Below are 26,027 nucleotides of genomic sequence, written 5' to 3' on the forward strand. Positions count from 1 at the left end.
ATGAGTCAATTTTTTCATATTCACCCCGACAATCCGCAATTGCGCCTGATCAAGCAGGCGGCGCAGATCATCCAGTCCGGCGGCGTGGTGGCCTTGCCCACCGACTCCTGCTACGCGCTGGTGTGCCAGCTCGACGACAAGGGCGCCGTCGAGCGCCTGCGCCGCATCCGTGGCGTGGATGAAAAGCACCATTTAACCTTGCTGTGCCGCGACTTGAGCGAGCTGGGCGTGTATGCCCGCGTGGACAACCGCCAGTTCCGCCTGCTCAAGGCGGCCACGCCCGGCGCCTACACGTTTATCCTGGAAGCGACGAAGGAAGTGCCGCGCCGCCTCAGCCATCCTTCGCGCAAGACCATCGGCCTGCGCGTGCCGCAGCACCGCATCGTGCAATGCCTGCTGGAAGAGCTGGGCCAGCCCCTGCTGGGCGCGACATTGACCTTGCCGGGCGACGAAGACAGCCTGACGGATGCCGACACGATCCGCGAGCGCCTGGAAAAACTGGTCGATCTGATCGTCGACGGCGGCGTCTGCGCGCATGGTCCCAGCACCGTGATCGACCTGACGGGGCCGGAGCCGGAAGTGGTGCGCGTGGGACGGGGCGACCCGGCCGTGCTGGGTTTGTAGGCGGCATCGCACGCCCGTGCTGGCGCCGGTCTTCACCTGTTCTTAATGACAACGTAAGAAAGAGCCTAGTTCGCCTCTGGTAGAATCGCGGTCATGAGCGATTTCAATACGATAGTCCAGACCGTTGCGGTCTACCTGGTGCCGGTGCTGTTTGCCATTTCCCTGCATGAGGCGGCGCACGGCTACGCGGCCCGCTATTTCGGCGACCCCACAGCCTCGAACGAGGGCAGGCTGAGCCTCAATCCCATGCGGCATATCGACCCTTTCGGCACGATCTTGCTGCCCTTGATGCTGTATTTCACGATCCAGGTGCCGTTCGGCTATGCCAAGCCGGTGCCCGTCGATTTCAGCCGCCTGCGCAATCCGAAGAAGCAGATGGCCTGGGTGGCGTTTGCCGGGCCTGGCGCCAATTTCGTCATGGGCCTGGGCTGGATGATCGCCTTTGTCGTGCTCAGCGTCTTGCCGCCGACGGAAATGGGCATGTTTTTCCGCAAGATGGCGGGCGCCGGCGTCAGCGTGAATGCGGCCATGTTCGTCTTTAACCTGATTCCCGTGCCACCCCTCGATGGCGGGCGCATCATGACGGGCTTGCTGCCGATGCAGCTGGCGCGCCCTTACGCCAGCATCGAGCGCTACAGCCTGTATGTCTTCGGCGCCCTGGTGCTGCTGATGTACACGGGCATCTTGAACCGCGCCTTGCTGGCGGCGATCGAATTTGTCATCGGCATTTTTGTCACCCTGGTCACGCCCCTGACGGCGATATTGACTTGATGCCCGCAACTGGATGTACGCACATAATTGATGGAAGTACCGATGCAAGTAACTGAACCAATATTAGAAACCGAAGCGATTTCCGGCTGGCTGCGCCGCTGGGCGCCCCTGATCCCGGGCGGCGAGGTGCTGGACCTGGCCTGCGGCGCAGGCCGCCACGCGCGCCACCTGGTCAGCCTGGGCCACCCCGTGATCGCGCTCGACCATGATCCGGAAATGCTGGAAAAGGCGGCTGGCACGGACATCACCACCTCGCTGGTGGACCTGGAAGCGCCGGGCGCCGTGTGGCCTTTCGCTCCCGGCCGCTTTGCCGGCATCGTCGTCACCAATTATCTGCACCGGCCGCTGCTGGAAGCCATGGTGGCCAGCCTGGCGCCCGATGGCGTGTTGCTGTATGAAACGTTTGCCGAGGGCAATGAGCAGTTCGGCAAGCCGTCGAATCCGAAATTCCTGCTGAAGGAAGGCGAAATGCTGACCTGGGCGGTGCAGCATGGCTTGCGTGTGGTAGCGTATGAGGATGGGCGCGTGGAACAGCCAAAAGCTGCTCTGGTGCAACGAATTTGCGCCGTCCGGCCGGATTTTCCACGGTTGGCAGCCCTGCTGCCGACGTTTTGAGCGGCCATACTATGTCAGAATGCACCACAGGCGCGGGCTATCCGCTACAATCGTTGTTTTATTTATCGGCGCTATAAACTTACTATGATCAAGGGCAGCATTGTAGCAATCGTCACCCCGATGCACGCAGACGGCAGTCTGGACTTTCCAGGTCTGCGCAAGCTGATCGACTGGCATATCGCCGAGGGTACGGACGGCATCGTCATCGTTGGCACGACGGGCGAATCGGCAACAGTCAGCGTGGAAGAACACTGCGAACTGATCCAGTTGACCGTCGAACATGCCAAGGGACGCATTCCTATCATCGCCGGCGCCGGAGGCAACTCCACGGCCGAGGCCATCAAACTGACGCGCTACGCGAAAGAAGCGGGCGCCGATGCTGTCTTGCAAGTGGTGCCGTACTACAACCGTCCTACCCAGGAAGGCATGTACCAGCACTTCAAGGCCATCGCCGAAGCCGTCGACATTCCCGTCATCCTGTACAACGTGCCTGGCCGCACGGTTGCCGACATGAGCAACGAGACCATCGTGCGCCTGTCCGCCATCCCGAATATCGTCGGCGTGAAAGATGCGACCGGCAATATCGGCCGCGGCATCGACCTGCTGCGTTTGGTTCCAGCTGACTTCGCCGTGTACTCGGGCGACGATCCGACGGCCATGGCGCTGATGTTCTGCGGCGGCCACGGCAACATTTCCGTGACGGCCAACGTTGCGCCGCGCGCCATGCACGAACTGTGCGTGGCAGCCATGGCGGGCGAGCGCGCCACGGCGATTGCCATCAATAACAAAGTGTTCCCTTTGCACCAGAAATTGTTTGTCGAGCCCAACCCGGTGCCCGTCAAATGGGCGCTGGCCGAAATGGGCCTGATGCCAGCCGGCATACGCTTGCCACTGGTGCCGCTGGCTGAAAATTGCCATGCCACCGTGCGCGATGCCTTGCGCGACGCTGGCATCCTGTCTTAAGCCGAACTTCAAGCCCGGGCTTGACCAGTCCGGACCTTTCCTGATTCCAGCTGCTACTTAGCTTCTTATCCAGTTACGACATGACTAATTGCAAGAAAACCAAACCGGCGCCTGCCACCATCGCCGTCCGCGGCATCGTCATCGGCGCCGTCGCAGCCAGCCTCGCGGGCTGTGGCATGATCAGTTCGGTAGTCGGCGGCGACAAGGTCGACTACAAGTCGGTCAAGAAAGCCAGCACCCTGGACGTGCCGCCTGACCTGACGCAATTGCAGCAGGACAACCGTTATTCCTTGCCGGATTCGAAAAACGGCGTGGCCACGGCTTCCGGCTACAACGCGCAGCGCAACGCCACGGCCGGCACGCCCGTCATCGTGGGCGCCGACGGCGTGGTGGGTGTCGTGCCCGTCACGGCCGGTGGCGTGAAGGTCGAGCGCGCGGGCAACCAGCGCTGGCTGGTCGTCAAGCAGTCGCCTGAAGTGCTGTGGCCGCAACTCAAGCAATTCTGGGAAGATTCGGGCTTTACCGTTGCCATCGACCAGCCTACGGCTGGCATCATGGAAACCGAATGGAACGAAAACCGCGCCAAGCTGCCGCAAGACTTTATCCGCAACACCATCGGCAAGGCCTTCGATTCGATGTACTCGACTGGTGAAAAAGACAAGTTCCGCACCCGCGTGGAGCGCCTGGCCGATGGTTCGACCGAGATCTACATCAGCCACCGTGGCGTGGAAGAGGTCGTCACGGGCCGCGACAAGGAAACCACCACCTGGACCGCGCGTCCCAACGATCCGGGCCTGGAGGCGCAATTCCTGGCCAAGCTGATGACGCGCCTGGGCGCGGCCAGCGATGAAGCACAAGCGAAGACGGCCGTTGATGGCGCCATCGTGCAGCCGCTGCACGCCAAGCTGGTGGGCGATGCCGCCACGCCGGCGCGCGCCATCGAAGTCGATGAAGGTTTCGACCGCGCCTGGCGCCGTGTCGGCCTGGCGCTGGACCGCGTCGGCTTCACCGTGGAAGACCGCGACCGCACGCAAGGCACGTATTTCGTGCGTTACGTCGATCCGGACGCGGTCAAGAAGGATGGTTTCTTCTCGAAACTGTTCAGCTGGGGTTCGTCGTCCGACAAGGACAAGGAAGCGCAGCGCTATCGCGTCCTGGTCAAGGCCGGCAATGGCTCGACCAGCCTGGTCAGCATTCTCAGCAACGAAGGCCAGCCCGATGTCTCGCCAGTGGCCGAGAAGATCCTGGGCTTGCTGAACGAGCAGCTGAAGTAAGCGGTGCATTTGCGGCGGGTATCACAACCTGCCGCGCAATAAAAAAGGCTGATCCGGGAAACCGGCGCAGCCTTTTTTATTGCCTGCGTCCGGCCTTATATCCTGCGGATAAAACGCCGGACGCAAAAAAGCCGACCCGAAGGTCGGCTTTTCCTAGTGCAGGGTGCTAAATTACTTAGCAGCCGATGCAGCAGCCGAAGCAGCCGAAGCAGCGTCGGTAGCGGCCGAAGCGGCAGCCGAAGCAGCAGCAGCAGCGTCGGTAGCGGCCGAAGCAGCAGCGTCAGCAGCAGCAGCTGGAGCAGCTTCAACTGCTGGTGCTGGTGCTGGGGTTTCAACTACTGGTGCTGGTGCAGGAGCTTCTTCTTTTTTGCTGCAAGCAGCCAGAGCAACAACCATCAGGGAGGCGATCAGCAGGGATTTTTTCATTTGTTTTCCTTAATTATTTCAAAAAATAAATCAATATTGTTGCGATGAATAATTACCGGTAATTATCGCTCGTTAGGTCGTCTTCGAAGGCTTTTCGTACCAGGTGGTGCCTGCCAGACAACGGAAACTTCCTAACCGAATATTATAGCGATTTTTGGTGCGTCGCAATAGGAGCAAGAGGCAAATTCGCAACTATTTTGTGATATCGCAATATTTGCCGAAGCAAATTGCAAGCAAGTGTAAGCGATTTGCGAAAGCGCGACAAAACGATATAAAAATAATATGTTTTATTGCGCTAACGCAGATGCTGTTATTTTACCTACTGTAATACCACTTTGCTACGCCGCCCCCATTCAAGCCAGTTCGAGCCAGCCATCCTGATACCACGTATATAACGCATCCATCACGTCATCGGAAGCCTGGGCCACGGCGGCGCCATCGAGGGCGCGTTCGTTGGCCAGGGTTTCCAGGGCCGCTTTATCGGCCTTGCCAATGGCAAACGATTCGCCATTGATGAAGACATTCTTGCCACGATACAGCATCAGGGTCTTGCGCGACAACACGACACCCTTTTTCTGTGCGGCGTCCGCGAAGCGGCCTACCGTCAGCGGCTTGGACAGCGGCGTGAAAAATACATTGTGTTTCGGTTCCGACAGGTGTTCGCCAAGGAAAATGGTCACGTCTTCTTCCGTGAAGCGCACCTTGTTCATTTCTTCCGCGATGGTGCTGAGCATTTCACGGGGGATTTCCGCCGGTTTGCCCGACGCTTTCAAGTCCGGATCGCTGTAAATGCCCGGCAAGTCGATCGAGTCGGCCATGAATTGCAGGAACGCTTCGCCCAGCTCCTGGAACGTGGGCGAGCGGAAGCCGATCGAATACGTCTGGCAATCGCCGATGGCCACGCCGTCGTGCGCGTAGTGGGGCGGCAGATACAGCATGTCGCCCGGTTCCAGCGTGAATTCTTCATCGGGCGTGAAGTTGCTGAGGATTTTCAGCGGCAAGCCGTCGATCAGGCTCAGGTCTTTCTGCGCGCCGATGCGCCAGTGGCGCTTGCCCTGGCCTTGCAGCAGGAATACGTCATAGGAATCGAAATGCGGGCCCACGCCGCCGCCATCGGTGGCGAAGCTGACCATCAGGTCGTCCAGGCGCGCGTCCGGCAGGAAGCGGAACTGGCGCAGCAGGGCATCGGCCTTGGCGCTGTGCAGGTTGGCGCCCTGCACCAGCAGGGTCCATTCCTTCTGTTTCAGCGAGGGCAGGCTGGTCAGAGGGCCTTGCTGCATGTTCCAGTGGCCATCCGCATGGCTGACCAGGCGCGATTCGACGTGATCGAGGGTAGCCAGCTCGGCCAGGGCCTTGAAATCGAACAGCGCCTTGAAGCCAGGCACGGCTTGACGGATCAACAAGGGTTTTTTATGCCAGTAGTCGCGCAGGAATTGCGCCGGCGTGATATCGCCGAGGAGAGTTAATGTTTTCATGCGCCCATTATAACAACCGGAAATGCAGGAATGCGCCTGCCGTTGGCGGCGTGAAGGTATAATTTGCCAGCTTATACAATGAAAGGAAGCATAATGAAGATTGCCAAAAATACGGTCGTGACTGTCAACTACAAACTGTCAGACGCGCAAGACAATCTGATCGAAGACGGCCGTCAGCCGATGGTCTACCTGCACGGTGATTATGAAAACACCCTGCCGAAGATCGAAGAAGAGCTCGACGGCAAGGAAGTTGGCTATTCCAACACGATCCAGATCGAACCGGATGATGCTTTCGGCGAATACGATCCAGCCCTGGTGAAGGTCGAGCCGCGCAATCGCCTGCCTGAGCCGCTGGAAGTGGGCATGCAGTTCGAAGGCATGCCGGAAAGCGATTCGCCGGATGAAGAAGCGATGATCTTCACGGTCACCGATATCGCCGACGACAAAGTCGTGCTGGACGGCAACCATCCACTGGCCGGCATCGCGCTGCGCTTCTCGCTGACCGTCGCCGACGTGCGCGAAGCCACCGAAGAAGAAATCGCCCATGGCCACGTGCATGGCGCACACGGCCATGACCATGGCGATGAAGATGATGAAGGCGAAGGCGAAGAGGGCGATCACTTCCGCACCCACCCCATTCATTAACACCTGACCAAACCTACTGCGCGGCGCGCTTTGCGGCCGGCGATGCTCACCGTACTAGAGTACGGTTGCGCTTCTCGGCCACAAATCACTGCTGCTCGCTACGGTTTTGTCAGGCGTCGTGACGTCTGTTGTTTGTTAGATAAAGGCTGGCTGCGTGCCGGCCTTTATTTTATCGGCGCAGCGTCGACGCCTTGGTTCGCGCCTGCGCCGATGGGCGGGTAGCGCGTTGACGTACCTCAAAGAATGGGGTCTTGCCGGGCCGGACGGCGATGGCGGACCAGTCGTTGTCGATGCTGACGTGGCCCAGGTTGCCTTTCCAGCTGATTTTCGGCCCGCCTGCCCTGGCTGCGGCTTTTTTACTTTTTCCCTCCTTGCCATCCGCGTCGCCATCGCGCTGCGTATCGACCAATAACACCTTGCCGCTGAACTTCTTCGCCAGGGTGCGGATTTGCTTGCGCGGTCCGGCAAAGCCATCCTGTTTCGAGCTGAAGCTGGGCAGCAGCGAATTGTCGTCTTCATCGAGCACGCCCACGTCGCCATCGGAAAACAGCACGATGCCGTCGAGCTGCTTGCGCTGCGCCATGGCGAACAGGCGCTGCAGCCAGGAACGGTTGGCGACCAGGCGGTCTTCGAATTCGCTGTTGCGTCCCGCTTCCGGCAGGAAATGGTTGTTATTCGCCGGCAGATTCACGGTGGCAAACAATACGCCGCCGTATTCCCAATGGGCATTTTCCGCATAGCTGCGGAATTTTGCCGTCGATGACAGCCGCGACAGGGTCAGCTTGTGCTGGCCCAGGCTCTGGTCATCGGCGAAATACACGTCGCGCAAGCGGTTCAGGCGTTCGATGGCGTTGACCCTGCCGCGCGAATTGCGGCAGTTGGCCCAGTCGCTTGCCGACAGCGAGACGATCAGCGGCGGGCCGCTGGCGTCGAGCAAGTCCTTGCGCTGGCCATACAGCTTGTCGCTGCACGATTCGCTGGCGGCCTTGATGCCGGTGGCCACGACGAAGGAGGCATTGAAGGCGCTCGTGTCGGCGATGGCTTTTTTCAGGGGGGCATCGTCCGGCCCCGCGTTGAAGGAATGGCCCAGCACGGCAAACTCGAAGCCGGCCTGGTCGGCGGGGGCCGCCACCGCCGCTTGCCATGGCAGGCTGGCAGCGAGCAAGCCGGCGGCCAGCAGGCGTATCGAGCTGCGCCGGAAGGTCATGCGGCGGCCAGCCGTTTCAATTGATACAGCTGCTCCAGCGCGTCGCGCGGCGTGAGCGCGTCGGGATCGAGGTCGGCGATGGCGTCGAGCAAGGCTTGCTGCGCCGCGTTCAGCGCGGCCAGCGGCGCCGCCGCTTCCTCTTCTTCCTCTTCTTCCTCTTGCGCATACGGATCGGCGGAAGGCAGCACGAACAGGTCGCGTTGCGGCGTGGCGTCGAGCGCCTGCGCTTCCAGGCGCGCCAGGTGCTTGCGCGCCGCCTTGATCACGGGCTGCGGCACGCCAGCCAGTTGCGCCACCTGCAAGCCATAGCTTTGCGAGGCGGGACCGGCTTGCACGGCGTGCAGGAAGACGATGCTGTCCTTGTGCTCGACGGCGGACAAATGCACGTTGGCGGCGCTCGGATGACTGTCCGGCAATTGCGTCAGCTCAAAGTAATGTGTGGCAAACAGGGTGAAACTACGGCTGGTGTCGATCAAATGGCGCGCGATGGCCCACGCCAGGGCCAGGCCGTCGAAGGTGGAGGTGCCGCGGCCCACTTCATCCATCAGTACCAAGGAATGCTCGGTGGCGCCGTTCAGGATGGCGGCCGATTCCGTCATTTCCACCATGAAGGTCGAGCGTCCGCCTGCCAGGTCGTCGGTGGCGCCGATGCGCGTGAAGATGCGGTCGATGGGGCCGATGGTGGCGGACGCGGCCGGCACGTAGCTGCCCACGTAGGCCAGCAGGGTGATCAGGGCCACCTGGCGCATGAAGGTCGATTTACCGCCCATGTTCGGGCCGGTGATCAACAGCAGCCGGCGCTCGTTGACGAAGCGGCAATCGTTGGCGATGAAGCGTTCGATCTGCTTTTCCACCACGGGGTGGCGGCCTTCGACGATGTTGATGCACGGCTCGTCGACCAGTTGCGGCGCGGCCCAGTTGTGCTGCTGCGCATGTTCCGTCAGCGCATTCAGGGTATCGAGCTGGGCCAGACCCTGCGCAATCGTCTGCAGGGTGCCGATGTGCGGCGCCAGTTCGGCCAGCAGCAGGTCGTACAGCATCTTTTCGCGCACCAGCGCCTTGTCTTGCGCCGACAGGGCCTTGTCTTCGAACACTTTCAGTTCGGGCGTGATGTAGCGCTCGGCGTTTTTCAGGGTTTGGCGGCGACGGTAGTCGTCCGGCACCTTGTCCGTCTGGCCGTGCGTGACTTCGATGTAGAAGCCATGCACCTTGTTGTATTCGACGCGCAGGTTGGCGATGCCCGTGCGTGCGCGTTCGCGCGTTTCCAGGTCGAGCAGGAACTGGCCTGCGTTTTCCGACAGCGCGCGCAATTCATCGAGTTCCGCGTCGAAACCGGTGGCGAAGACGCCGCCGTCGCGCACCATGGCGGCCGGTTCCTGCGCCACGGCGCGCACCAGCAAGTCCAGGCAGGCCGTCGGCGTGGCCAGCGCTCCGTGGATGGCGGCCAGCAAGCCGCTTTCGCCGCCCTGGCCATGGCCATAACAACGGACCACGTCGCCGCGCAGGGCCGGCAGTTGCAGCAAGCCGTCGCGCAGGGCGGCCAGGTCGCGCGGACGGGCCGACAGCAGGGCGATGCGCGTGGTGATGCGTTCGATGTCGGGCACTTGCGCCAGCGTGGCGGCCAGGGGCCCCGCCGCTTCGCTTTGTGCCAGCGCGGCGATCGCTTCATGGCGCGCGCGCGCCACGTTCTGGTCGCGCCGCGCATGGTGCAGCCAGTGGCGCAGCATGCGCGAACCCATGGCCGTGCGGCAATGATCCAGCAGGGAAAACAGCGTCGGCGATTCCTGGCCGCGGATGGTTTCCGTCAATTCCAGGTTGCGGCGCGTGGCCGCATCCAGGCCGATGAATTCGCTTTCCGTTTCCGTGATCAAAGAGCGCACGTGCTGCAAGCCGCGGCCCTGCGTCGATTGCGCATAGCGCAGCAGCGCGCCGGCCGCGCCGAACGCGGCACCGAGGCCATCGGCGCCAAAGCCCGTCAAGGTCGCCACGCCCAATTGGTCGAGCAGGGCCTTGTGGCCGCCCACCACGTCGAAATGCCAGTCCGGCACGCGGTTGATGTGCGTGCCCGCGTAATCGTCAAACAGGTTGCCGTTGTCGCCGCTCAAGATTTCGGCCGGCACGATGCGTTCCAACTCCTGCTGCAGGCGTACGGCCACGGTGGCGCTGTCGCCGGAAAACTCCATCAGTTTCAAGGCGCCGCTGGCCAGCGACAGCCAGGCCAGGCCCGTGGTGACCGTCTTGCGCTGCGTGATGCTGCACATGGCCAGCAGCGGGCGCTCGGCCTTCTCGGGCAGCAAGTCCGCATCCGTCAGGGTGCCGGGCGTGACGACGCGCATGACCTTGCGCTCGACGGGCCCCTTGCTGGTGGCCGGGTCACCGATCTGTTCGCAAATGGCCACCGACTCACCCAGCTTGACCAGCTTGGCCAGGTAACCATCGAGCGAATGAAACGGCACGCCGCACATTTTAATCGGGTTGCCGCTGGCCACGCCGCGCGCCGTCAGGGTAATGCCCAGCAGGCGGGAGGCTTTTTCCGCATCTTCGAAAAACAGTTCGTAGAAATCGCCCATGCGGTAGAAGACCAGCATCGTCGGGTGGTTTTCTTTAATACCAAGATATTGTTGCATCATGGGCGTGAGTTTGCTTTTCTGGATTTTCGCAAGCTCTTGATTTGACTGCATATTCATCTGTAAGTCTTTGATTTATTTCGTTGTTCTGGCGGGCTAGCATTCGCTCTATTGCATCTATCCATATCACCGCATATCATCACACTTCATGTTTTGGCGTAGCTAAATTGCTCAATTTCAAAGAGTTACGCCAAAAAGCCGTTTATTGTTCCAAGAGCTGGTAAAAAGCTACGCTGAACCTACGCTGAGTGAGATGACAATGCAATTTGATGCAAGAGCGGCAAAGCTGCTCGCGGCTGGCCAACACTTTACCATTTCCGACTGCCCAGGGCTGCGACTTGAGGCTACGAAATCTAAGAGATCATGGATTTATCGGTATAAAAGCCCGCTCGATGGGCGCATGCGGCAAACTAAGATTGGCGAATGGCCTGCGATTTCCTTGGCCGCCGCGACTGTTGAGTGGGAGCGCTTGCGGGGTGCGCGCAGTGCCGGCGTCGACCTAGCCGTCGATAAGCGCGAGGTACGCGAGCAGTCGCGCAAGGCTACTGAGGCAGAGCGTGAGCGCAAAGCGAAGACGTTGCTGACGGTCCGGCGTGTGGCGGACATGTATGTGGCTGGCCACCTGTCGCGCAATCGCGGCGAAAAAGGCGTCAAGGAAGTGGTGCGGATGTTTGAGACGATGCTGGGCGATTTCGGCGAGATGCCCGCAGCAGAGGTTTCTCGCTCCGATGCCTTCGACCTGATAGAGAGCTTTGCGCATATTCCGGTCCAGGCCGCCAAGCTACGAGCTGAGCTTGGCTCTGCTTGGGACTACGTCCACGATGCAGGGCGCCTGCCTGATACCGTGCCAAACTGGTGGCGCTTGATAATGCGTGGCAAGTTGCGAAGCAAGGGGCGAGTGGTGCAAGGCGTCCAGGCCGGGCCAGTCAAGCGAGTGTTGAGCGCCGAGGAGTTGGCCACCTTGATCAAGTGGCTTCCAAATTTTTCAAAGACGGTGTGTGATGCATTGACACTCTATTTGTGGACTTGCACTCGCGGGTCGGAAATTATGGCCATGGAAGTCACCGAAATCAGCGAGGAGGCTGACGGGCTCTGGTGGACGATTCCAAAAGCGAAGACAAAGAATTCATGGCGTGAGCATGCTACAGATATGCGTGTTCCCCTGGTCGGCCGGGCGGAGGTCGTGGTACGCCGCCGTATGGGGGTAGTAAAAGGAAAATACCTTTTTGAGTCGTACGGAAAGGTGGGTTACATGGAGCAAAAATCGGTGGGTTGTGCGGTTTGGGTTTCTATGCCGTACAGCGCAACGAAGCCGGACGACCTTCGTCCACGACTGCCGGTAACAAACTGGGCGCCGCATGATTTGCGGCGCAGCTGCCGCACGCAGCTAGCAATACTGGGATGTCCGGAGGAGGTTGCCGAGGCGGTGCTTGGTCATATGAAGAAGGGCGTCGTAGGCGTCTACAACAGGCACGCATACGACCAGGAGCGCAGAGAGTGGCTGGGCCGGCTCGACGCGCACCTGGAAGTATTGGCTCGATAACTTTATTTTTGCCTGCTGGTATTAGCTGGTGGTGGAATGTCTGAAATTGGACGTTCTTCCGCCCATTCCTCTATTTCTCGCATCAACCATGCGACACGATTTGGTGAGAGCTGGCGCGGCTTCGGAAATGCGTTTTCCCTCACCAGACGCTGGATCGTTGCTGTAGCCAGCGTAACCAGGCCCGATACCGCTGGGAGGTCAACATAGATTGGTCTGGTCATTCTGTCTCCATTACTGATTCGATAAAGATGCGCGCTTGCTCCGCGTTGATCGCGTTGCCGTAGGCGCGCAGGCGTCCCACTCGGGCGGGAGCCCCATCAGCCAGCGGGAATGTGCCGGGTTCAACTGGCCGCCACTTGCCGTCCCTGCAGTGCAGCCAGTCAGCATCTCTCCAGATGCCGTTAGTCGGGCCGCGCAGTTGCTTGTCAATGGCACCATCTCCGTCAAATAGCCGCTCGTCCGATTGGTCGCTACGCGGCTGGGCCGAAGTCCCTTCCTGTCGATTACGTCCAGCGTATTGGGCGTTGGCCATCCCGAAAACAGTGCTGCATGATTGAGTGTTATGTTGTGCGTGGTGAAGTTCTGGCTTGGCGTGCGCACCGAGTCCGTGCGGGTTGGCGTCGGCCAGCCGCACAAGTACGCTTGCCTGGGTAGCTGATCCACCCGATCCTTTCCATCGCGTTGCGCCACCATTCCCGGTGTGTCCTTCCAGTCCCGAGCCGCTGGCGTTACCCATCCAGTAGGTGCGGTCCCGGATATGCGGAGCACCGACGCCCGCAGACGGGAACGCAAGCGCCCCGAAGGCATAGCCCAGGGCTTCCATGTCAGTTTGTACAAGGTCGAGCCAAGTATCTGCGTCCTTACTCGCAACCTGCTCTCCAAGGATGACTGGAGGCTGGAGCTTCTTCCGGCGACACCATTCAGCGTGTTCGCGGATAAGGTGGTGAAATGCTGGCCACAGGTGCCGCTCGTCAGCGAACCCAGCGCCGCCGCCTGCCGAGCTGAAAGGCTGGCACGGGCACGAGCCTGTCCAGACTCGTCGCGAATCGTCCCATCCTGCGCGACGAAGAGCATAGGACCAAACTCCAACGCCAGCGAAAAAGTGGCATTGCGTGTAGCCGACGAGCTCGTCAGGACAAATATCTTCGATCGATCGTTCATCAACAATTCCCGGCGCTATGTGGCCGGCCTCTATCAGGTTGCGCAGCCAAGCGGCTGCGTATGGGTCAATTTCGTTGTAAAAAGCGCTCACCGGGATAGCCTCAGCTTGCGAGTTCCACATGCGGCGCGGCAGCGCTTGCGGACTGCAGCGCGGCAAGGGGCACCGCGCGGAACATACCGACCCACTGGTGGTCCAGTTCCACCCAGGCATGCAGCTCGCCATTGCCCACGTCGCGGCGCAGGTCGTTGACGGTGCCGGCCTGGTAGCCTTCGTCGGTATCGAATGTCACGCGGTCGCCAATGGAGACCGGCCGAGATAATTCAGGTGTTTGCATGGGTATCACTCCTTTTTATATTTGCGTTGCAGATGCGCCAGATGCGCGCTTGGCCCGCCTGGCTGCCGTTTTTTGTGGTGCAGATAGATGGCATCGGTATCAATCCGGGCGCATGGCGCGCCCTCTCTATCAAAACTCCGGCCGGCGTTGAAGGACGGAGTGAATTTTTTGTTTTCTGGTGCTACTGCCACCGGCGCTTGCGGGGCCTGCGTATACTTATTTACACCAGTCCGAGGAACGGCAAGGGCCACCCCGGCCCGGTCTATCGTCCAGCGGTAGCGGGTGGACTCATAGACCGCATGCGGCTGCGCCGCCAGATACACGCCTACGGGCCTGTGCGCCTCCACCTGCTCATAGCGCCCTTCGACGTCTTCTACCCGCTTGGCAAGCTGTATCGCGGCCCGGCGGCCCACGGTAGGGCCGCCCATGGCCCATATGAAACGGGCGAAGTCGGCGCGCTGGGCGATGGCGGGATTTTCGGACTCGACTTTCTGCGCGGCCTGGTACGCCTCGCGGATAGGTTCCGGCGCATTGCGCACCGACTCCTCCGATAGTCGGCGGAACTCGCGCCACACTCCCACCGGCACGCCGCCTATCTGCTGGAACTGGCGAATGCCGTGTACCTGCGCCCAATAGGTGACGCGCTGGGATGCCGTGAATTCCTTTTTGTCGAACATATCGGGCACGATGACGTAAGTGTGGCCATCTTCGAATGCCTTGTGATCGCCCACGCCTGCGCCGTCAATGCTCTTGCAGACGTACTTGATGATGTAGCCCGCCGCCGTGCCTTTCCCCGCCTCGATCCGTACCAGCTTGACGCGGTTTTTGATGGCGCCTGGCTCGTCGCCATCCTCGCGCATGGCGTAGGCATTTATCACGCCTTCCATCTCTGCCTGGTGTTCAGGCGCGACGAACAGCAGCATGTGCCAGTGCGGGCACCCGTCCGTGTGCGGCTCAGCGATGCGGAAGCCGTAGGGCTGGATACCGCGACGATGCAGCGCGGAACGGATGGCGGACCATACCTTAACCAGATACGCCTGTGCCGCGCGCGGCGTCGGACTGCCGAATTCCGTGTATTTTGCGTTCGTACCGCCCACCGAGTGGTACTTGCTGGGGCATGTGATGGTCCAGAACATGCCAACGTGGCGCATCTTGTCTGCCACCTCTTCAAAGCCGCGAATGCGCAGCATCAATTCGCCGCGTCGAAGCGTTTTATTGCCCATACCCAGTTCGGCCAGTTCGGCCAGGCTGTAGACGTCGCCGTTTTCATTGGTGGCCGTCACGGCCGCCAGCGCTTTCTGGTTTGCCTCGTTCTGCGCCGCTTGGGCCAGGCACGTTTCGCGGCTCACATACGGATCCGCTCGCACGTAGGTCAGGCCTAGCTGAATAGACGTATGTTCGAAGCGGCGCATCAATTCCTTGCGCAGTGCGCGGCGCCACCATGCATGATCTGCGGCGCGCGCGATGTAGCCGCGTATCGTTGCCGCCACTGGCGACTTGACGCCGCGACGACTGCATATCGCGTCGATTCGCGCCTTGATGGCGTGCTCATCGTGCAGGCTTGAGCACACCTCGTAGCACTCGCGCGCGGCCTGCAATGCGGCCACCGAGATAGCGCCCGGGCCGGTCATCATGCCGTTACTATCGGCCAGCGGCAGGCGCTGGTCGTCGGCTAGAATTGCATCGATCACTTCGCCGCGGCGGCAGTTCAATCCCCCGAACAGGCGATGCACGGCGTTCGCCATGCGCGACGGTATCCCCATGCTCAACATCAATCCGCCCTGCCCGTGGCGCCAGGCATGCGTCCGCCATTCATACATTTCTTGACCACGCTGAGGTTGCCTTGCAGCTTGTCCAGTTCGACCCAGATGCGGCCGCGCTCCAATGCATTGAATTTATTTAGGGCGTCGCGTGCACGCTCTTTTGGCATGCGCGCCGACATGACGGCTACCATGCGAGCGGCCAGCGGTACACGTGTCCAGTAAGCGGCGCGGATAGCCTCGACGTCTGCCGGTGTGGCGATCATCGCCAGCACAGCCGCTGAGCGTTCCATGCGCTGTTCGCGTGGTGTTGCATTGATCTGCGCGGACACAGCGTCCATTTCGGCCAGAAACGCCCTGGTTTCCAACTCTTGTTTGGTTAGTGTCGGTCCGGCGACGGCAGCGACGGCTGCCAATTCATTGGCTATGCTGCGCATTTTCAACTCCCGATCCAACCAAATGCTGCCATCAACACGGGCGCGAATATGACCAATCCGGCCAGCAGGCCGCTGCAGAATGTTTTCAGATTCTCTTTCATTAACTTTATCTTTCTTGATTTGAACGAGTTCAACACACTCAAAATCTTGTCGCGCGCGGCCAAAATCTCGGCGGCAGGCTGGAAGGACAGGTGGTTGTCGATAAGGGGCGCCGGCATGGTTCAGTCCTTGATGGCGCCGATGGCCCGCAGCACGCCGGGGGCAATGACGATCAGGAGCGACAGCAGCCAGATGCCGCAGGTTTTGGCCAGGCGCAGCATCAGCGTGCTCCTGCCTCGAGAAAATGTTCTGCCCAGTACGGGAGCGTGTGCGATGCGCCGCAGCAGTGGCGGGAACCTGCTTCGTTGGCGAAAATGTAGTTCAATTCGATGGCCAGCTTGCCGACCAGGGCGCGCTGCTTGGCTGGTGCGAAAAAGCCGTCACGTTCCAGTGCCCGCGCATCGCTGACGATGAAGGTCAGATTGGCAGCGCCGTAGGCGTGATAGGTCTTGGCAATCTCATGGATGTGGGCGGTCAGCGCCGCGATGCCGACGCCCGCGCTGGCTTGCAGCAGAAAACACGTTGGTGCCACGGGGACAATACAGTTTTGCATGGTCGGGCGGATCGTGCTTGATGCCATGGATTTGTCGGCATGACTGGTGGCGTGCAGCGTGTTTTCCATCGGTTTTCCTTATTTCAGGTTGAACGAATCCCTCACGCTCAAAAGAGAGCGCTGCAGGGCACAGCAAAAGAGGGGAGTTACGGCAGCTTGGCTACGGCGGCGCGAGGATAGGGATAGTCATCAGCAGCCCGCAGTCAGGTCTAGGGCCAGCTGGCTGGTAGCCGCCGCGCGCGCATGCTGGGACAGCGGGATGCGGATATCCGGCTTGGGCATGGCGGACAGCGAGAGGGTGCGCAGTACTTCCAGGCCTGCCACGAAGGAGTGCCCGCATTCGGGGTTCTGGCACATGTAGGTGATTTCCTTGAACATGGCGGACATCGTGCGGCTTTTGACGGCGCGGACGGTGTATTCGCAATGCGGGCAGGGCAGGCCGATGACTCTCATTTCAGCTTTCTTTCCACTTGGTACAGGGCGCGACCGCGACCTGTCATGTTCTTCGACTGTATGCGTAAGCGCGACTTGACGAGCCATTCCGCTGCCTGATCGATACTTGCCAGCCCCTGGCGTTGGCGCACGAGTTCCAGCACCGCGCGCTCTTCGTCATTGAGGTTAATTTGATGGTCTGGCATTTTCTGTAACTTTAGAGTTGCTCAAAAGTGACTCGGTTTAAACGCTGCGACGCTGTACGCTGTCGATGGTGGCGTCATCCAAGGCGATCACAGCCAAGGCTTCACGCATCACGATCTGGCGTACCAGCACCGCAAGCTCTTCGCCCTGGTAGTTGGCGATCGAGGAAACAAGCTGGTGCTCGTAATCGTCCAGGCGCAGCATGACGCGGTGGCTGCGGATACGTTTTGCATCGGGGTACATGACGTTGTCCTTAGTGGGTGGGTTTGGAGGCGAGTTCACGCTTGTAATCGGCAAGGCCGCGCAGGATTAGGAAGCGGAGAAACCAGGCACGGGAGCGCTCAAGTTTCTCTGCATAGCCTTCGACCTCATCCACCTCAGCAGGGGTCAAGCGGACGCCAAGGGGGCGTGACGTGACGCCCTTGGCAGTACGACCGACTTTTGACAAATTATTCATAATGTTATGATCTGTAATCGCTACGGAATGGCGTAAATATATCACTCATTTGAGTGATTTGGAAAGGTATTTGTACTCAAATGAAGTATTTTTTTGATCGTCTCAAGGAAGAACGAAAACGTCTTGGCCTCAATCAAGATGAGTTTGCGGCCCTTGGTGGAGTAAAAAAGGGTGCCCAGTTCAACTATGAAAATGGCTCCCGCACGCCAGATTCAGACTATTTGGCGGCCGTTGCTGCGGCTGGGGTAGATGTGTTGTATCTGCTGACAGGAGAACATGCATTGTCTGCGTTGCCTGCGGACGAGCATGAACTGTTGACTGGTTATCGAAGTATGGACGTTCGCGGGAAAGCAGGTGTACTTGGAATGATTGATGGCATGCGCTCGCCAACGCCCTCAGCATCCGAAGTAGGGAATGCCCCACACGTTGAAACCCATGGCAAGATTGGGCAAAATTTCGTGGGTAATATCATTGGGCCGCAGACTTTTAATGTGGCCGGCAGCGGACGAAAAAAGGAAAAATAGTCTGCAAATGATTCACCTTCTTATGCTTATTGTAATTGCTGCTTGTTTGCTCTGCATAATATTCAGCAGCTGGAACCCTCGGAAGCGAGTGCATAAGGCGGGCGAGTCGGGCGGCTCCCTTTGGCACCATACATTATCGGTTGCGAACGACAGCTCTCGGCCAGAAGCTGTCTCTTGTCCTTGAAAAATTAGCCGGTGTGTCCCGGCAACTAAACCGTATAGATACCGTTATGCCTCCTTTGATGCGCACGTTTCTAAGTTGGTTCGTCGGAGTCATCGCCCTCATTGTCATTGGCATCGGCTTTACTGTTTGTGGCGAAGTGCTCGGCGTTCCGTCGTACATTGATCTGGACGAACCAATAGCCGTCATGCGCGGTAGTGGTCCATCCAGCTACGACGACGAGGTGAGTTCTTATCAAACAACTTACGGGCTTACCAGTGGGGCGTTGTCTTTTGTCATCGCTCTTTGGGTGGGCCAAGCTATCTATCACTGGGAAGTTAACGCTGGCTTTAGTCGCAAAGGCTGGTATTCATACTTGGCCTGGATCTTCGCGCTAACGGTGCTGGCAGCTCTCTCCTTGGTGTTTCACCTAACCTTTCGGCAGTCTCAAGGGATGCTGGTCAACTACACACGAATGTTTGTAGAGCTAGCGTCCATTGCTGGGGTAGCATGGGCGTCATACCAGTGGTATCAGAACCGGATTGCATTACTAAAACCAGAACACGATGCTTGAGCCTACAATCGGTCTGACATTCCTTGCTCGGTTGTTCGGCTTACGCACACTTAGCTGTTCGGTAGAACGTCCGATATTCTATTGCACCTAAGAGAACAATTATAATAATTGAGGCAAGCACCGCCTTTGCGTTCAATCGGCAGCATGTGGCCAAGAACGGTCAGTCACCGATCGGTGACAGTCGCTGAGCCTCAGACGCAGCGAGATAAACTCCTAATGAAAGTATACGAATGCCGACACCAGCCGCAACCCGCACCGAAGATGCCCTGGTGCTTACTACCGTCCGAATCTCTGCAGGCCTAACTAGTGCGGAGCCAACATCTGTAGGCACAGGCTTCCTATATCGGGTGGCGCACTCCACCACCAATATCGCTAAATGCTTGCTCATAACGAACAAGCATGTTGTCCATGGCGCCGAGGTTGTACACTTTCTTATTTCCCACGCCACGTCGGTAACAGATTTGAACAAGCAGCACCAACCGGTGGGACGCCAAGATCAACTATTTACAATGCCTCTTGCAGGAAACCTCTATCACCATCGCGATCAAAACGTCGATCTTTGCGCCATTGACGTGACCATCCCGATTGGTAACTTGTTAGGTGCAGGGAAACAAATTAGGTCGATGATTATCGATGCTTCGTGGCTGCCAAGCGAGATTGATCGGAAAAATATGCGTACCATGGAACCGGTCATGGTAATTGGATATCCGGTTGGGCTGTTCGACTCGCACAACAATATGCCAATTGTGAGGAAGGGTACTACCGCAACCCATCCTTTGGCGCACTACAAAAACCGAAGAGATTTTCTTGTCGATGTAGCTGCCTATGCGGGATCAAGTGGCTCACCGGTCTTTTCGTTCGAGTCGCCTTTTTACCGGCAGGACGACGGCACTCTCGCGCCGGGTTCGAAGGGCCAATTTCTAGGCGTCGTTTGGGGTGTAATTGAAACAACAAGCCAGGGTACGCTGCATGTGGTCGAAATTCCGTCAGCACTGACTCAGATACCGTTAACAAAGACCTCCCTGAACCTGGCAATCGCCTTGCACGGCGACTTGATTAGAGACTTTGACGAGCAAGTCTTTCCTGTTGGGGCCCCCTTCATTCCGCTCGCGACATGACGTGCGGGGCAACGACAATAGAAAAGCTATATATGTAGCCGGTATTAAGCCCAAGGCTAGACGTCTTTCGTTAATCCGAAAGTCTGCTTTGGGGCGGAACCGACCAACGACGGCAACCGGCCGAAAGCGACCCCTCGGTTTAAGGCTGGGACGCTGCTCCAGCAATATGGAGAGCATGGTTATGAGTAAATCCGAAGTAATTGATGCGTATGATGTGGACGGATTTACCCAGCTTCTGTGAAAGCCTATCCAGAGTAAATTTATTTGCACTCGCCAGAAACATCCGTTTTAGACGCGAACTTGTCAGTGGTTGCAGTTGGCCTAGATTGAGGATTCGCCTTAAAAAACCGATTAAAGGAAAACTCACATGAGAATGGTGAACGATGTAGAACATGATTGGAGTTTGGAAGAGCGGAATGAATACTTTTCCCAACAGGAAAAGGTCCATAGAAAGAAACTCATTTTATATTCAAGTCTTGAGAGTCGCCTTGATATTCCTAAAGGTTTTATTGATAAGCTCCACTCAGAGCCAGATGACTGGGCTTATATCGTAAAACTTGCTGTTCTTTGTGAGGCTGCGGTCACACACGCGCTGGTTGCTTCGGTGGGAAATGATTCAAACCGCGAAATTTGGTACGATCATTTTAGTAATCTTTCAAATTTTAAACGTTTGGAATTGGCCCATAAGTTGAGTATTTTCTCAAAAAACGTGAGAGAACAGCTTGACGCCGTCGGACAGTTTCGCAACTCATTTGCTCACGAGGTAAAAAATTTAGGCGGCTCCTTATCCGATTTTTTTAAGTATTGCTCACCAGACAAAAAACGCGAGCTCTCTTCAAAGCTACTTGGGATAAAACATACTCATGACCATGATTGGAATTTTTACATTGCTAACACTCGTCTATTAATAGCCATTGGTGCTTTATCAGCGATTAAGACGCTTGCGGCGATAGGTTTGGATAGTGCCGATGTTGATGAACTGGAAAGACGTTGGGAATCGGCTGATATTTATCAAAGTGAGCCAAGTTTTTCTGCAGGGCAACAGATCTTCTCAGAGCCTGAGTAGTTAAGTGACGCAGTGTGCATTGGTGATTTATACATGGAGTGGCAAATGTATCTACTTTGAGACGAGCACAGCTTTTCTGCAGAGGTAAGTAGTACAAATTCATGCTTTCGATATGCCTCGTTCTACTTGAATGGCTCTCTAAGATTCTTCTCTATTTTCGTGGATGATTTCCCGCACTTCTTTGATGTGCTCCCATGCTAGTTTCGCCGCCCGCTTCGCGCCGTGCTTGCTCTTATAAAGATGCTCCAGCGTTTTGAGCTGGCCACTGGCGCCAGACTGTTCCTGCCCCGCCTTTTTCTTCTTCGCCGCCACGTCCTTCCACTTCGCCACTACGCCCGTGATGCCTTCGTCCGGGTCTTTCTCGTCCTCGCGCTCGGCCTCTACTGCCTCCGTCTTCGTTTCAAATTCCACCCGCGTGGTAAAGCCGTTGCCGCCCAGGCTGTGCGTGACCTTGACCGATAGCCACTCGGTGGCGTCGATCTCGGGCTTGAAGCCTTGCACGGTCACGGGCGATTGCGGGAACACGGCCGGGTTGCCCAGGGCCAGGCTCATTTCAAAGGTGGCCAGGCCGCGCAGGATGCGCTGCCATTCGGCCACGGCCGCCGCGCGCGCGTCGGCTTCGTTGGCGAAGGTGGTGCGCAGGCGCTTGCTGTTGCCGGGCACGCCGGCCACAACGCTGCGGCGGCGCGCGTAGCGCTCGTCATGCCAGAAGGCGCGCACGCCCGTGTAGGCGTCGCTTTCGGCGCTGTGGTAGCGGTGGCCGTCGCCCAGGGCGCGCGTAATGGGGATGACGGGCAGCGCCTTGCCGCTGGCGGTGCGGCTCTGGTTGATGGGGATGAAGAGCAAGGTGTCATTCTTGACGGTGGCCACCGCGTCGTATTTCCTGCCCAGCCGGCGCAGGAAGGCCGCGTCGCTCTCGTGGGTCTGGTCGATGTGCTCGACGGCGGTATCGCGCAGGCGCGCCGAGACGCCCGACGCCAGCTCGTTGCGAAAGGCGATGGCCTCGATGATGGCGCCCAAGGTGGTCTTGTGAAAGCTGTGTTCCTGCTGCTGCTTGAAGGTGTCGATCAGGTTGGCCGATCTGGCGCGCAGGGTGATGGTGTCGGGCGCGCCGCTGTGCTCCACCTCGTCGACGGTGAACTTGCCCATGTCCACCAGGCCGGTGGCCTGCCAGCCCAGCGCCAGGGCGATCTGCGCGCCGCGCGGCGGCAGGGCCAGTTTGCCGTCGCTGTCGTCCAGGGAAATGTCGAGCTGGTCGCTCTCGTCACCACGACACAGGGTCAAGGTCAGATTGATCAGCCGTGGCGAGACGATGGCAGTCAAATCCTTGTCCTCGATGCTGACTTTGAAGGCGGGGATATGCTCGCTCATTTGAACTTGTCCGCCGCGCTGCCGATGACGCCGCTGATGCCGCCGCCGATCTTGTCTTTCATTTCGCTGACCACGCCGCCGTATTTCGACGTGATGCCGCCGACCACATTGCCGACCACGCTGCCCACGGCATTCTTGGCCGCGCCGGCAATGCTGCTGGTCATGCCGTCGATGCTGAGCATGTTTTTCAGGTCGCCGATGTCGCCCAGGCCGACCATGGCCAGCACGCCGTCGTCGTCGCGCTTGAGCGCAATCGAGAACTCGACGCGCCGCGCGCCGCCGCTGCCGTCAAGAATGGTGCGGCCCTCCGTCATGCTGGTGATGCGGTACGAGCCGAGAATGCGGCCCGTACCCTGGATCAAAATCCACGATTTACCGGTGTCCGCCATCATGCGCAGCGCATCGAGCGAGTACAGGGAGCCGGTCAGTTCCGGGGCTACCCAGCCCGACAGCGTAATCGTGTCGTCGCCGGGCCCCACGTACTGGTGCGCGTCGCGCAGGCCCACGCGGGCCGTGCTGGCGTGCTTCCATTCCGTTTGCCGCTGCAGCTCGTGATAGGCCAGCGTCGGCAGACTGAACACGAACATTCCTAAAATCATCATCATGGTGCTGTTCTTTCTTAATCGTGGTCGCGCAGGGACGAGCGGATGCGTGCCGCCTTTTCGCGGTCGCGCTGTTCCATGGCCGCATACACGGCGCGCGCGATGGCCTGGGGATCGGAACCGGCTTGCGCCTGGATCGTGATTTCGATCTTGTCGCCCTGGATGGTCATGCCGGCGCCGAACCCACCTTGTGACAGCGGCGCGCGCGTGTCGAAGGCGCTGGCCGGCAGGGCCGTGGCCGCGCCGATGGCGATGCCGGCGCCCAATTGCGTCAGGCGCTGTGCCAGGCCGGAAACCTTGGCAATCGGCGCGCCCTCGCTGCGGTCCAGGCCCATGGCCAGGCCTTGCATGGTGTAGTCACCCAGCTGGGCAAACACGCGGCTCGGGCTGTGGATGCCCAGCTTTTCCTTGAACCAGGCAATGGTGCTGGAACCGGCGTTGCTGATGGCGTCCTTGACGGCGCCCATGGAACTCGTGATGCCATTGACCAGGCCGCGCAGGATGTTGGCGCCGAACTCGGTGAACTGGGCCGGCAATTTGATGCCGAACCAGCTCATGACGCCCGCAAACGCCTGGTAAAACACGCCGACAGGCGACCAGTTGATAATCAGGGCGCTGATACTGCCCATGCCGCCGGCACAGACCGTGCGCAGGCGCGACCAGATGTCGGCAAAGAAGGCGGAAATGGGCGCCCAGGATGCGGTGATGCCCTGCAGGATGCTGGCGCCGAAGTCGGTGAACGTGGCCGGCAGCGTGATGCCGAACCAGCCCAGCACGCCCGCGAAGGCGCGATAGAACAGGCCCAGTGGTGACCAGTTGGCGATCAGGCTATTGATGCCGGTAAAGCCGCCGGCAAACGCCGTCTTGACGTCCGACCACAGGCCGCCAAAGAAACCCTTGATCGGTTCCCAGTATTTGTAGATCAGGAAGGCGGCGCCGGCGATGACCGTGATGGCGATGCCAATCGGATTCATCAGAAGGGCACGGCCCAGCCATAGTACGGCCCGGCCTGCCCACATGAAGGCACCGCCCAGGTTGCGCAGGATGGGCGTGAGCACGCCGCCCGTCACGCCCATCTTGGCGAACATGACGTGCAGCATGGCATACGGGCCGATCAGGGCGGCAATGCCCAGCATCAGCGGGCCGAGCACCAGCAGCAGGCCAGCCAGCACGGCAAAGGCCGTAATCATGATCTTGGCCACGGTCGGGTTGCGTTCCATAAAGGCATTCAGGCGTGTAATGGCATTGATGGCCATTTCCAGTCCCTGCGCGTACAGCGGCAGGATTTTTTCGCCCATGGTCAGTTTCAGGTTGGCCAGCCTGGCCGTCGCTTCCAGTTCGGCGCCGCCGGCCTGCTGCTTGCCCAGGTCATAAATCTGCTCGATGTCATACGCGCCTGCGTTCAGCTTGGCGTTCTTGTGCATTTGGATGCGTTGCTTGAACATATCCAGAAACTGATTGCCGGCCGTGCGCGTCGAAAACAGGCTGCCGATGGTGTCCTCAATTTTCTTGGGATCCGTGATGCCTTTCTTTTCCAGTTGTGGCAACAGCACTTGCTCCAGCCACTCAAATTGGCTGCGCCGGAAAATGTCACTGCCAAGCAGGGCGCCAGGGCCAAGCGTAGAGACTTGACCGACCTTATCGTGCTTCACTTTACTGTGGTCACCGATCAGTCCCAGGTTTTCCAAATTGGTCACGGCGCGCTTGGTGGTGCGTCCCTGATACAGGTTCGAATAACCGGACATCAGGGCCGTGCCGGCACGGTGGCCGCCAACTTCCTGCACCAGCGGTTCCATCTGGTAATAGAACTGCTTGTCGTCCATGATCTTGGCGGCAATGCCGCCCGTCTTGATGAAGTTTAGCCATTCCGTCGGTCCCACGCGTCCGCCCGTGGCCGTGATGACCTTTTGCATCATGTTGGCCTGGTCGTGGAATTTCTCCGAACTGGCCGTGCCGCCGCGTTGCTCGATGACTTTGAGCAAGTCCATGAAGATGCGCTCGTTCTCTTCGCCCGACTCGGCGCCGAAGAATGCCTTGTTGGCAAACTTCATCTTGGCCAGGGTGGGCGCGACCATTTCCGCGTGGTGCAGGTCGCCAAAGATCGACATTGCGTCGCGCACCAGTTCCAGGTTCTCGTTCTGGCTGGTGCCGTAGGTCTTCATGTTCTTGGCGAAGGTGATCGCCTGCTGGCTGGTTTCCGGCCCCAGGCCCAGGGCATTGACGCGGGCCTTTTCCAGCTGGTAGTGCTTCGCCTCGTGTAGCCCCTTGGCGATAGGCATGGCCATGACCGCGCCGGCCGCTGTCGCGCCCGCGCCGGCCATGGCAATACTGCCCGCCTTGCTGCGCAGCTTGTCCGCATGCTGGGTGGCGTTGGTGACGCGCTGCTGCTTGGCGGTCGCGTTGGCCAGCTTCTGCTGCTGCAGCGTCATGGTTTTATTTGTCGCCTCGATCTCGCGGCGCAAGGTGCGTTCATGGTTGGCCAGGTCTTTGGTGCCGATGCCGGCGCCGGCCAGGCGCTCGCGCATGATCTGCAGTTGCTGGGCCTGCTCTTGGCCTGCCGTCTTCAAGGCGCCGGCCGCTTTGACGGCGGCATTAAACTCGCGCGTCATGGCACGCGTCGGCGCCTCCGCCTGTTTCATCTTGGTGGCCAGGCTGGCCACCTTTTGCTGGGCCGCTTCCAGCTTGGCGCGAGTGGCGTCCAGTCCGCCGTGCAGCTCGCGGAACTTGCTGATGTTTTTCTGCTGGGCATTCAGGTCGCGCAAGCGGTCGCTGGTCGCTTTCAGCGCCTTGGCCGTCTCGCTGGAACCGCCCGTGATTTTTTTGAGCGGGCCGGTAATCTTGTCCAGTGCCGCAAATACCACCTGTAACTTCAAATCCCGACCAGCCATCTATTCCGCTCCGCTTCGTTGCCTGGCGCGTTCGCGCCAAGCCATCAGTTCATCAATCGTAAAGCCGTCCATCGCTGCCGGCGTCCAGTGGAAGACGCCGGCAATGTCGGCCATGG

General features: G+C 59.2%; 29 protein-coding genes. 11 read left to right on the forward strand and 18 right to left on the reverse strand.

Annotated elements, in window-relative coordinates; translation table 11 throughout:
- From O3301_RS08185 to bamC, 5 genes are all read left to right on the forward strand, one after another.
- Complete coding sequence (locus O3301_RS08185; RefSeq protein ID WP_077407642.1) at positions 1-624, forward strand: L-threonylcarbamoyladenylate synthase; 624 nt, start codon at positions 1-3, stop codon at positions 622-624.
- Positions 625-717: 93 nt separating this feature from the next.
- Positions 718-1,395, forward strand: a complete 678-nt coding sequence (locus O3301_RS08190; RefSeq protein ID WP_289911080.1) for a site-2 protease family protein — start codon at positions 718-720, stop codon at positions 1,393-1,395.
- A gap of 42 nt (positions 1,396-1,437) precedes the next feature.
- On the forward strand, positions 1,438-2,010 hold the full coding sequence (locus O3301_RS08195; RefSeq protein WP_305056075.1) for a bifunctional 2-polyprenyl-6-hydroxyphenol methylase/3-demethylubiquinol 3-O-methyltransferase UbiG: 573 nt from the start codon (positions 1,438-1,440) through the stop codon (positions 2,008-2,010).
- 84 nt (positions 2,011-2,094) lie between these two features.
- Complete coding sequence (gene dapA, locus O3301_RS08200) at positions 2,095-2,973, forward strand: 4-hydroxy-tetrahydrodipicolinate synthase (RefSeq protein ID WP_099666950.1); 879 nt, start codon at positions 2,095-2,097, stop codon at positions 2,971-2,973.
- Positions 2,974-3,053: 80 nt separating this feature from the next.
- On the forward strand, positions 3,054-4,247 hold the full coding sequence (gene bamC / locus O3301_RS08205) for an outer membrane protein assembly factor BamC (protein WP_251350384.1): 1,194 nt from the start codon (positions 3,054-3,056) through the stop codon (positions 4,245-4,247).
- 171 nt (positions 4,248-4,418) lie between these two features.
- Here bamC and O3301_RS08210 read toward each other — a convergent pair whose 3' ends face one another.
- Entirely contained in the window at positions 4,419-4,673 is a 255-nt protein-coding gene (locus O3301_RS08210) for a hypothetical protein (RefSeq protein WP_034783358.1), read from the reverse strand.
- 353 nt (positions 4,674-5,026) lie between these two features.
- Positions 5,027-6,148, reverse strand: coding sequence for a cupin domain-containing protein (locus O3301_RS08215; RefSeq protein WP_251350385.1), 1,122 nt, complete (start codon positions 6,146-6,148; stop codon positions 5,027-5,029).
- 93 nt (positions 6,149-6,241) lie between these two features.
- On the opposite strand from O3301_RS08215, the gene O3301_RS08220 reads away from it, so the two are divergent.
- Positions 6,242-6,793: a peptidylprolyl isomerase gene (locus O3301_RS08220; protein WP_099666953.1), complete on the forward strand. Its 552-nt coding sequence runs from the start codon at positions 6,242-6,244 to the stop codon at positions 6,791-6,793.
- Between the two features lie 169 nt (positions 6,794-6,962).
- Here the strand turns inward: O3301_RS08220 and O3301_RS08225 are convergent, their stop codons facing one another.
- Both O3301_RS08225 and mutS read right to left on the reverse strand, forming a co-directional pair.
- Complete coding sequence (locus tag O3301_RS08225; protein WP_305056076.1) at positions 6,963-8,000, reverse strand: hypothetical protein; 1,038 nt, start codon at positions 7,998-8,000, stop codon at positions 6,963-6,965.
- Positions 7,997-10,630, reverse strand: a complete 2,634-nt coding sequence (gene mutS / locus O3301_RS08230) for a DNA mismatch repair protein MutS (protein WP_305056077.1) — start codon at positions 10,628-10,630, stop codon at positions 7,997-7,999. Before mutS ends, O3301_RS08225 begins: the two co-directional genes overlap by 4 nt.
- 256 nt (positions 10,631-10,886) lie before the next feature.
- On the opposite strand from mutS, the gene O3301_RS08235 reads away from it, so the two are divergent.
- Entirely contained in the window at positions 10,887-12,170 is a 1,284-nt protein-coding gene (locus O3301_RS08235; RefSeq protein WP_305056078.1) for an integrase family protein, read from the forward strand.
- Between the two features lie 2 nt (positions 12,171-12,172).
- On the opposite strand, the gene O3301_RS08240 is transcribed toward O3301_RS08235, so the two are convergent.
- The 10 genes from O3301_RS08240 to O3301_RS08285 form a co-directional block, all read right to left on the reverse strand.
- Entirely contained in the window at positions 12,173-12,391 is a 219-nt protein-coding gene (locus O3301_RS08240; protein WP_305056079.1) for an AlpA family transcriptional regulator, read from the reverse strand.
- Entirely contained in the window at positions 12,388-13,452 is a 1,065-nt protein-coding gene (locus tag O3301_RS08245) for a DNA cytosine methyltransferase (protein WP_305056080.1), read from the reverse strand. The genes O3301_RS08240 and O3301_RS08245 overlap by 4 nt, the downstream gene beginning before the upstream one ends.
- Positions 13,433-13,621, reverse strand: a complete 189-nt coding sequence (locus O3301_RS08250) for a hypothetical protein (RefSeq protein ID WP_305056081.1) — start codon at positions 13,619-13,621, stop codon at positions 13,433-13,435. Before O3301_RS08250 ends, O3301_RS08245 begins: the two co-directional genes overlap by 20 nt.
- 50 nt (positions 13,622-13,671) lie before the next feature.
- Positions 13,672-15,438: a replication endonuclease gene (locus O3301_RS08255; RefSeq protein WP_305056082.1), complete on the reverse strand. Its 1,767-nt coding sequence runs from the start codon at positions 15,436-15,438 to the stop codon at positions 13,672-13,674.
- On the reverse strand, positions 15,438-15,863 hold the full coding sequence (locus O3301_RS08260) for a hypothetical protein (RefSeq protein WP_305056083.1): 426 nt from the start codon (positions 15,861-15,863) through the stop codon (positions 15,438-15,440). Before O3301_RS08260 ends, O3301_RS08255 begins: the two co-directional genes overlap by 1 nt.
- A 2-nt stretch (positions 15,864-15,865) precedes the next feature.
- Positions 15,866-16,081, reverse strand: a complete 216-nt coding sequence (locus tag O3301_RS08265; RefSeq protein WP_305056084.1) for a hypothetical protein — start codon at positions 16,079-16,081, stop codon at positions 15,866-15,868.
- 101 nt (positions 16,082-16,182) lie between these two features.
- The gene (locus O3301_RS08270; RefSeq protein ID WP_305056085.1) at positions 16,183-16,584 is read right to left on the reverse strand and encodes a hypothetical protein; all 402 of its coding nucleotides are present in this window, start codon (positions 16,582-16,584) and stop codon (positions 16,183-16,185) included.
- 120 nt (positions 16,585-16,704) lie between these two features.
- A complete protein-coding gene (locus tag O3301_RS08275; protein WP_305056086.1) occupies positions 16,705-16,968 on the reverse strand; it encodes an ogr/Delta-like zinc finger family protein in 264 nt (87 codons plus the stop codon).
- Entirely contained in the window at positions 16,965-17,153 is a 189-nt protein-coding gene (locus O3301_RS08280) for a hypothetical protein (RefSeq protein WP_046682347.1), read from the reverse strand. The genes O3301_RS08275 and O3301_RS08280 overlap by 4 nt, the downstream gene beginning before the upstream one ends.
- Positions 17,154-17,190: 37 nt before the next feature.
- The gene (locus tag O3301_RS08285) at positions 17,191-17,394 is read right to left on the reverse strand and encodes a hypothetical protein (RefSeq protein WP_035820909.1); all 204 of its coding nucleotides are present in this window, start codon (positions 17,392-17,394) and stop codon (positions 17,191-17,193) included.
- A gap of 294 nt (positions 17,395-17,688) precedes the next feature.
- On the opposite strand from O3301_RS08285, the gene O3301_RS08290 reads away from it, so the two are divergent.
- The 4 genes from O3301_RS08290 (at position 17,689) to O3301_RS08305 (ending at position 21,050) form a co-directional block, all read left to right on the forward strand.
- On the forward strand, positions 17,689-18,132 hold the full coding sequence (locus O3301_RS08290) for a helix-turn-helix domain-containing protein (RefSeq protein ID WP_305056087.1): 444 nt from the start codon (positions 17,689-17,691) through the stop codon (positions 18,130-18,132).
- Between the two features lie 230 nt (positions 18,133-18,362).
- Positions 18,363-18,866, forward strand: a complete 504-nt coding sequence (locus O3301_RS08295; RefSeq protein ID WP_305056088.1) for a hypothetical protein — start codon at positions 18,363-18,365, stop codon at positions 18,864-18,866.
- Positions 18,867-19,096: 230 nt separating this feature from the next.
- Complete coding sequence (locus O3301_RS08300; protein WP_305056089.1) at positions 19,097-19,984, forward strand: trypsin-like peptidase domain-containing protein; 888 nt, start codon at positions 19,097-19,099, stop codon at positions 19,982-19,984.
- Between the two features lie 367 nt (positions 19,985-20,351).
- Complete coding sequence (locus O3301_RS08305; protein WP_305056090.1) at positions 20,352-21,050, forward strand: hypothetical protein; 699 nt, start codon at positions 20,352-20,354, stop codon at positions 21,048-21,050.
- 138 nt (positions 21,051-21,188) lie between these two features.
- On the opposite strand, the gene O3301_RS08310 is transcribed toward O3301_RS08305, so the two are convergent.
- From O3301_RS08310 to O3301_RS08325, 4 genes are read right to left on the reverse strand one after another with little or no spacing between them, the layout of a single operon-like run.
- Positions 21,189-22,421 (reverse strand): phage late control D family protein, encoded by a 1,233-nt coding sequence (locus O3301_RS08310; RefSeq protein ID WP_305056091.1) that lies wholly within the window; start codon positions 22,419-22,421, stop codon positions 21,189-21,191.
- Complete coding sequence (locus O3301_RS08315) at positions 22,418-23,026, reverse strand: phage tail protein (RefSeq protein ID WP_305056092.1); 609 nt, start codon at positions 23,024-23,026, stop codon at positions 22,418-22,420. The genes O3301_RS08310 and O3301_RS08315 overlap by 4 nt, the downstream gene beginning before the upstream one ends.
- A gap of 14 nt (positions 23,027-23,040) precedes the next feature.
- Positions 23,041-25,911 (reverse strand): phage tail protein, encoded by a 2,871-nt coding sequence (locus O3301_RS08320; RefSeq protein WP_305056093.1) that lies wholly within the window; start codon positions 25,909-25,911, stop codon positions 23,041-23,043.
- Complete coding sequence (locus tag O3301_RS08325; protein ID WP_071650284.1) at positions 25,912-26,025, reverse strand: GpE family phage tail protein; 114 nt, start codon at positions 26,023-26,025, stop codon at positions 25,912-25,914.
- Positions 26,026-26,027 lie beyond the last annotated feature (2 nt).

Origin of the sequence: Janthinobacterium sp. SUN211, from assembly GCF_030587315.1 — a bacterium.
GTDB lineage: Bacteria > Pseudomonadota > Gammaproteobacteria > Burkholderiales > Burkholderiaceae_D > Janthinobacterium > Janthinobacterium kumbetense.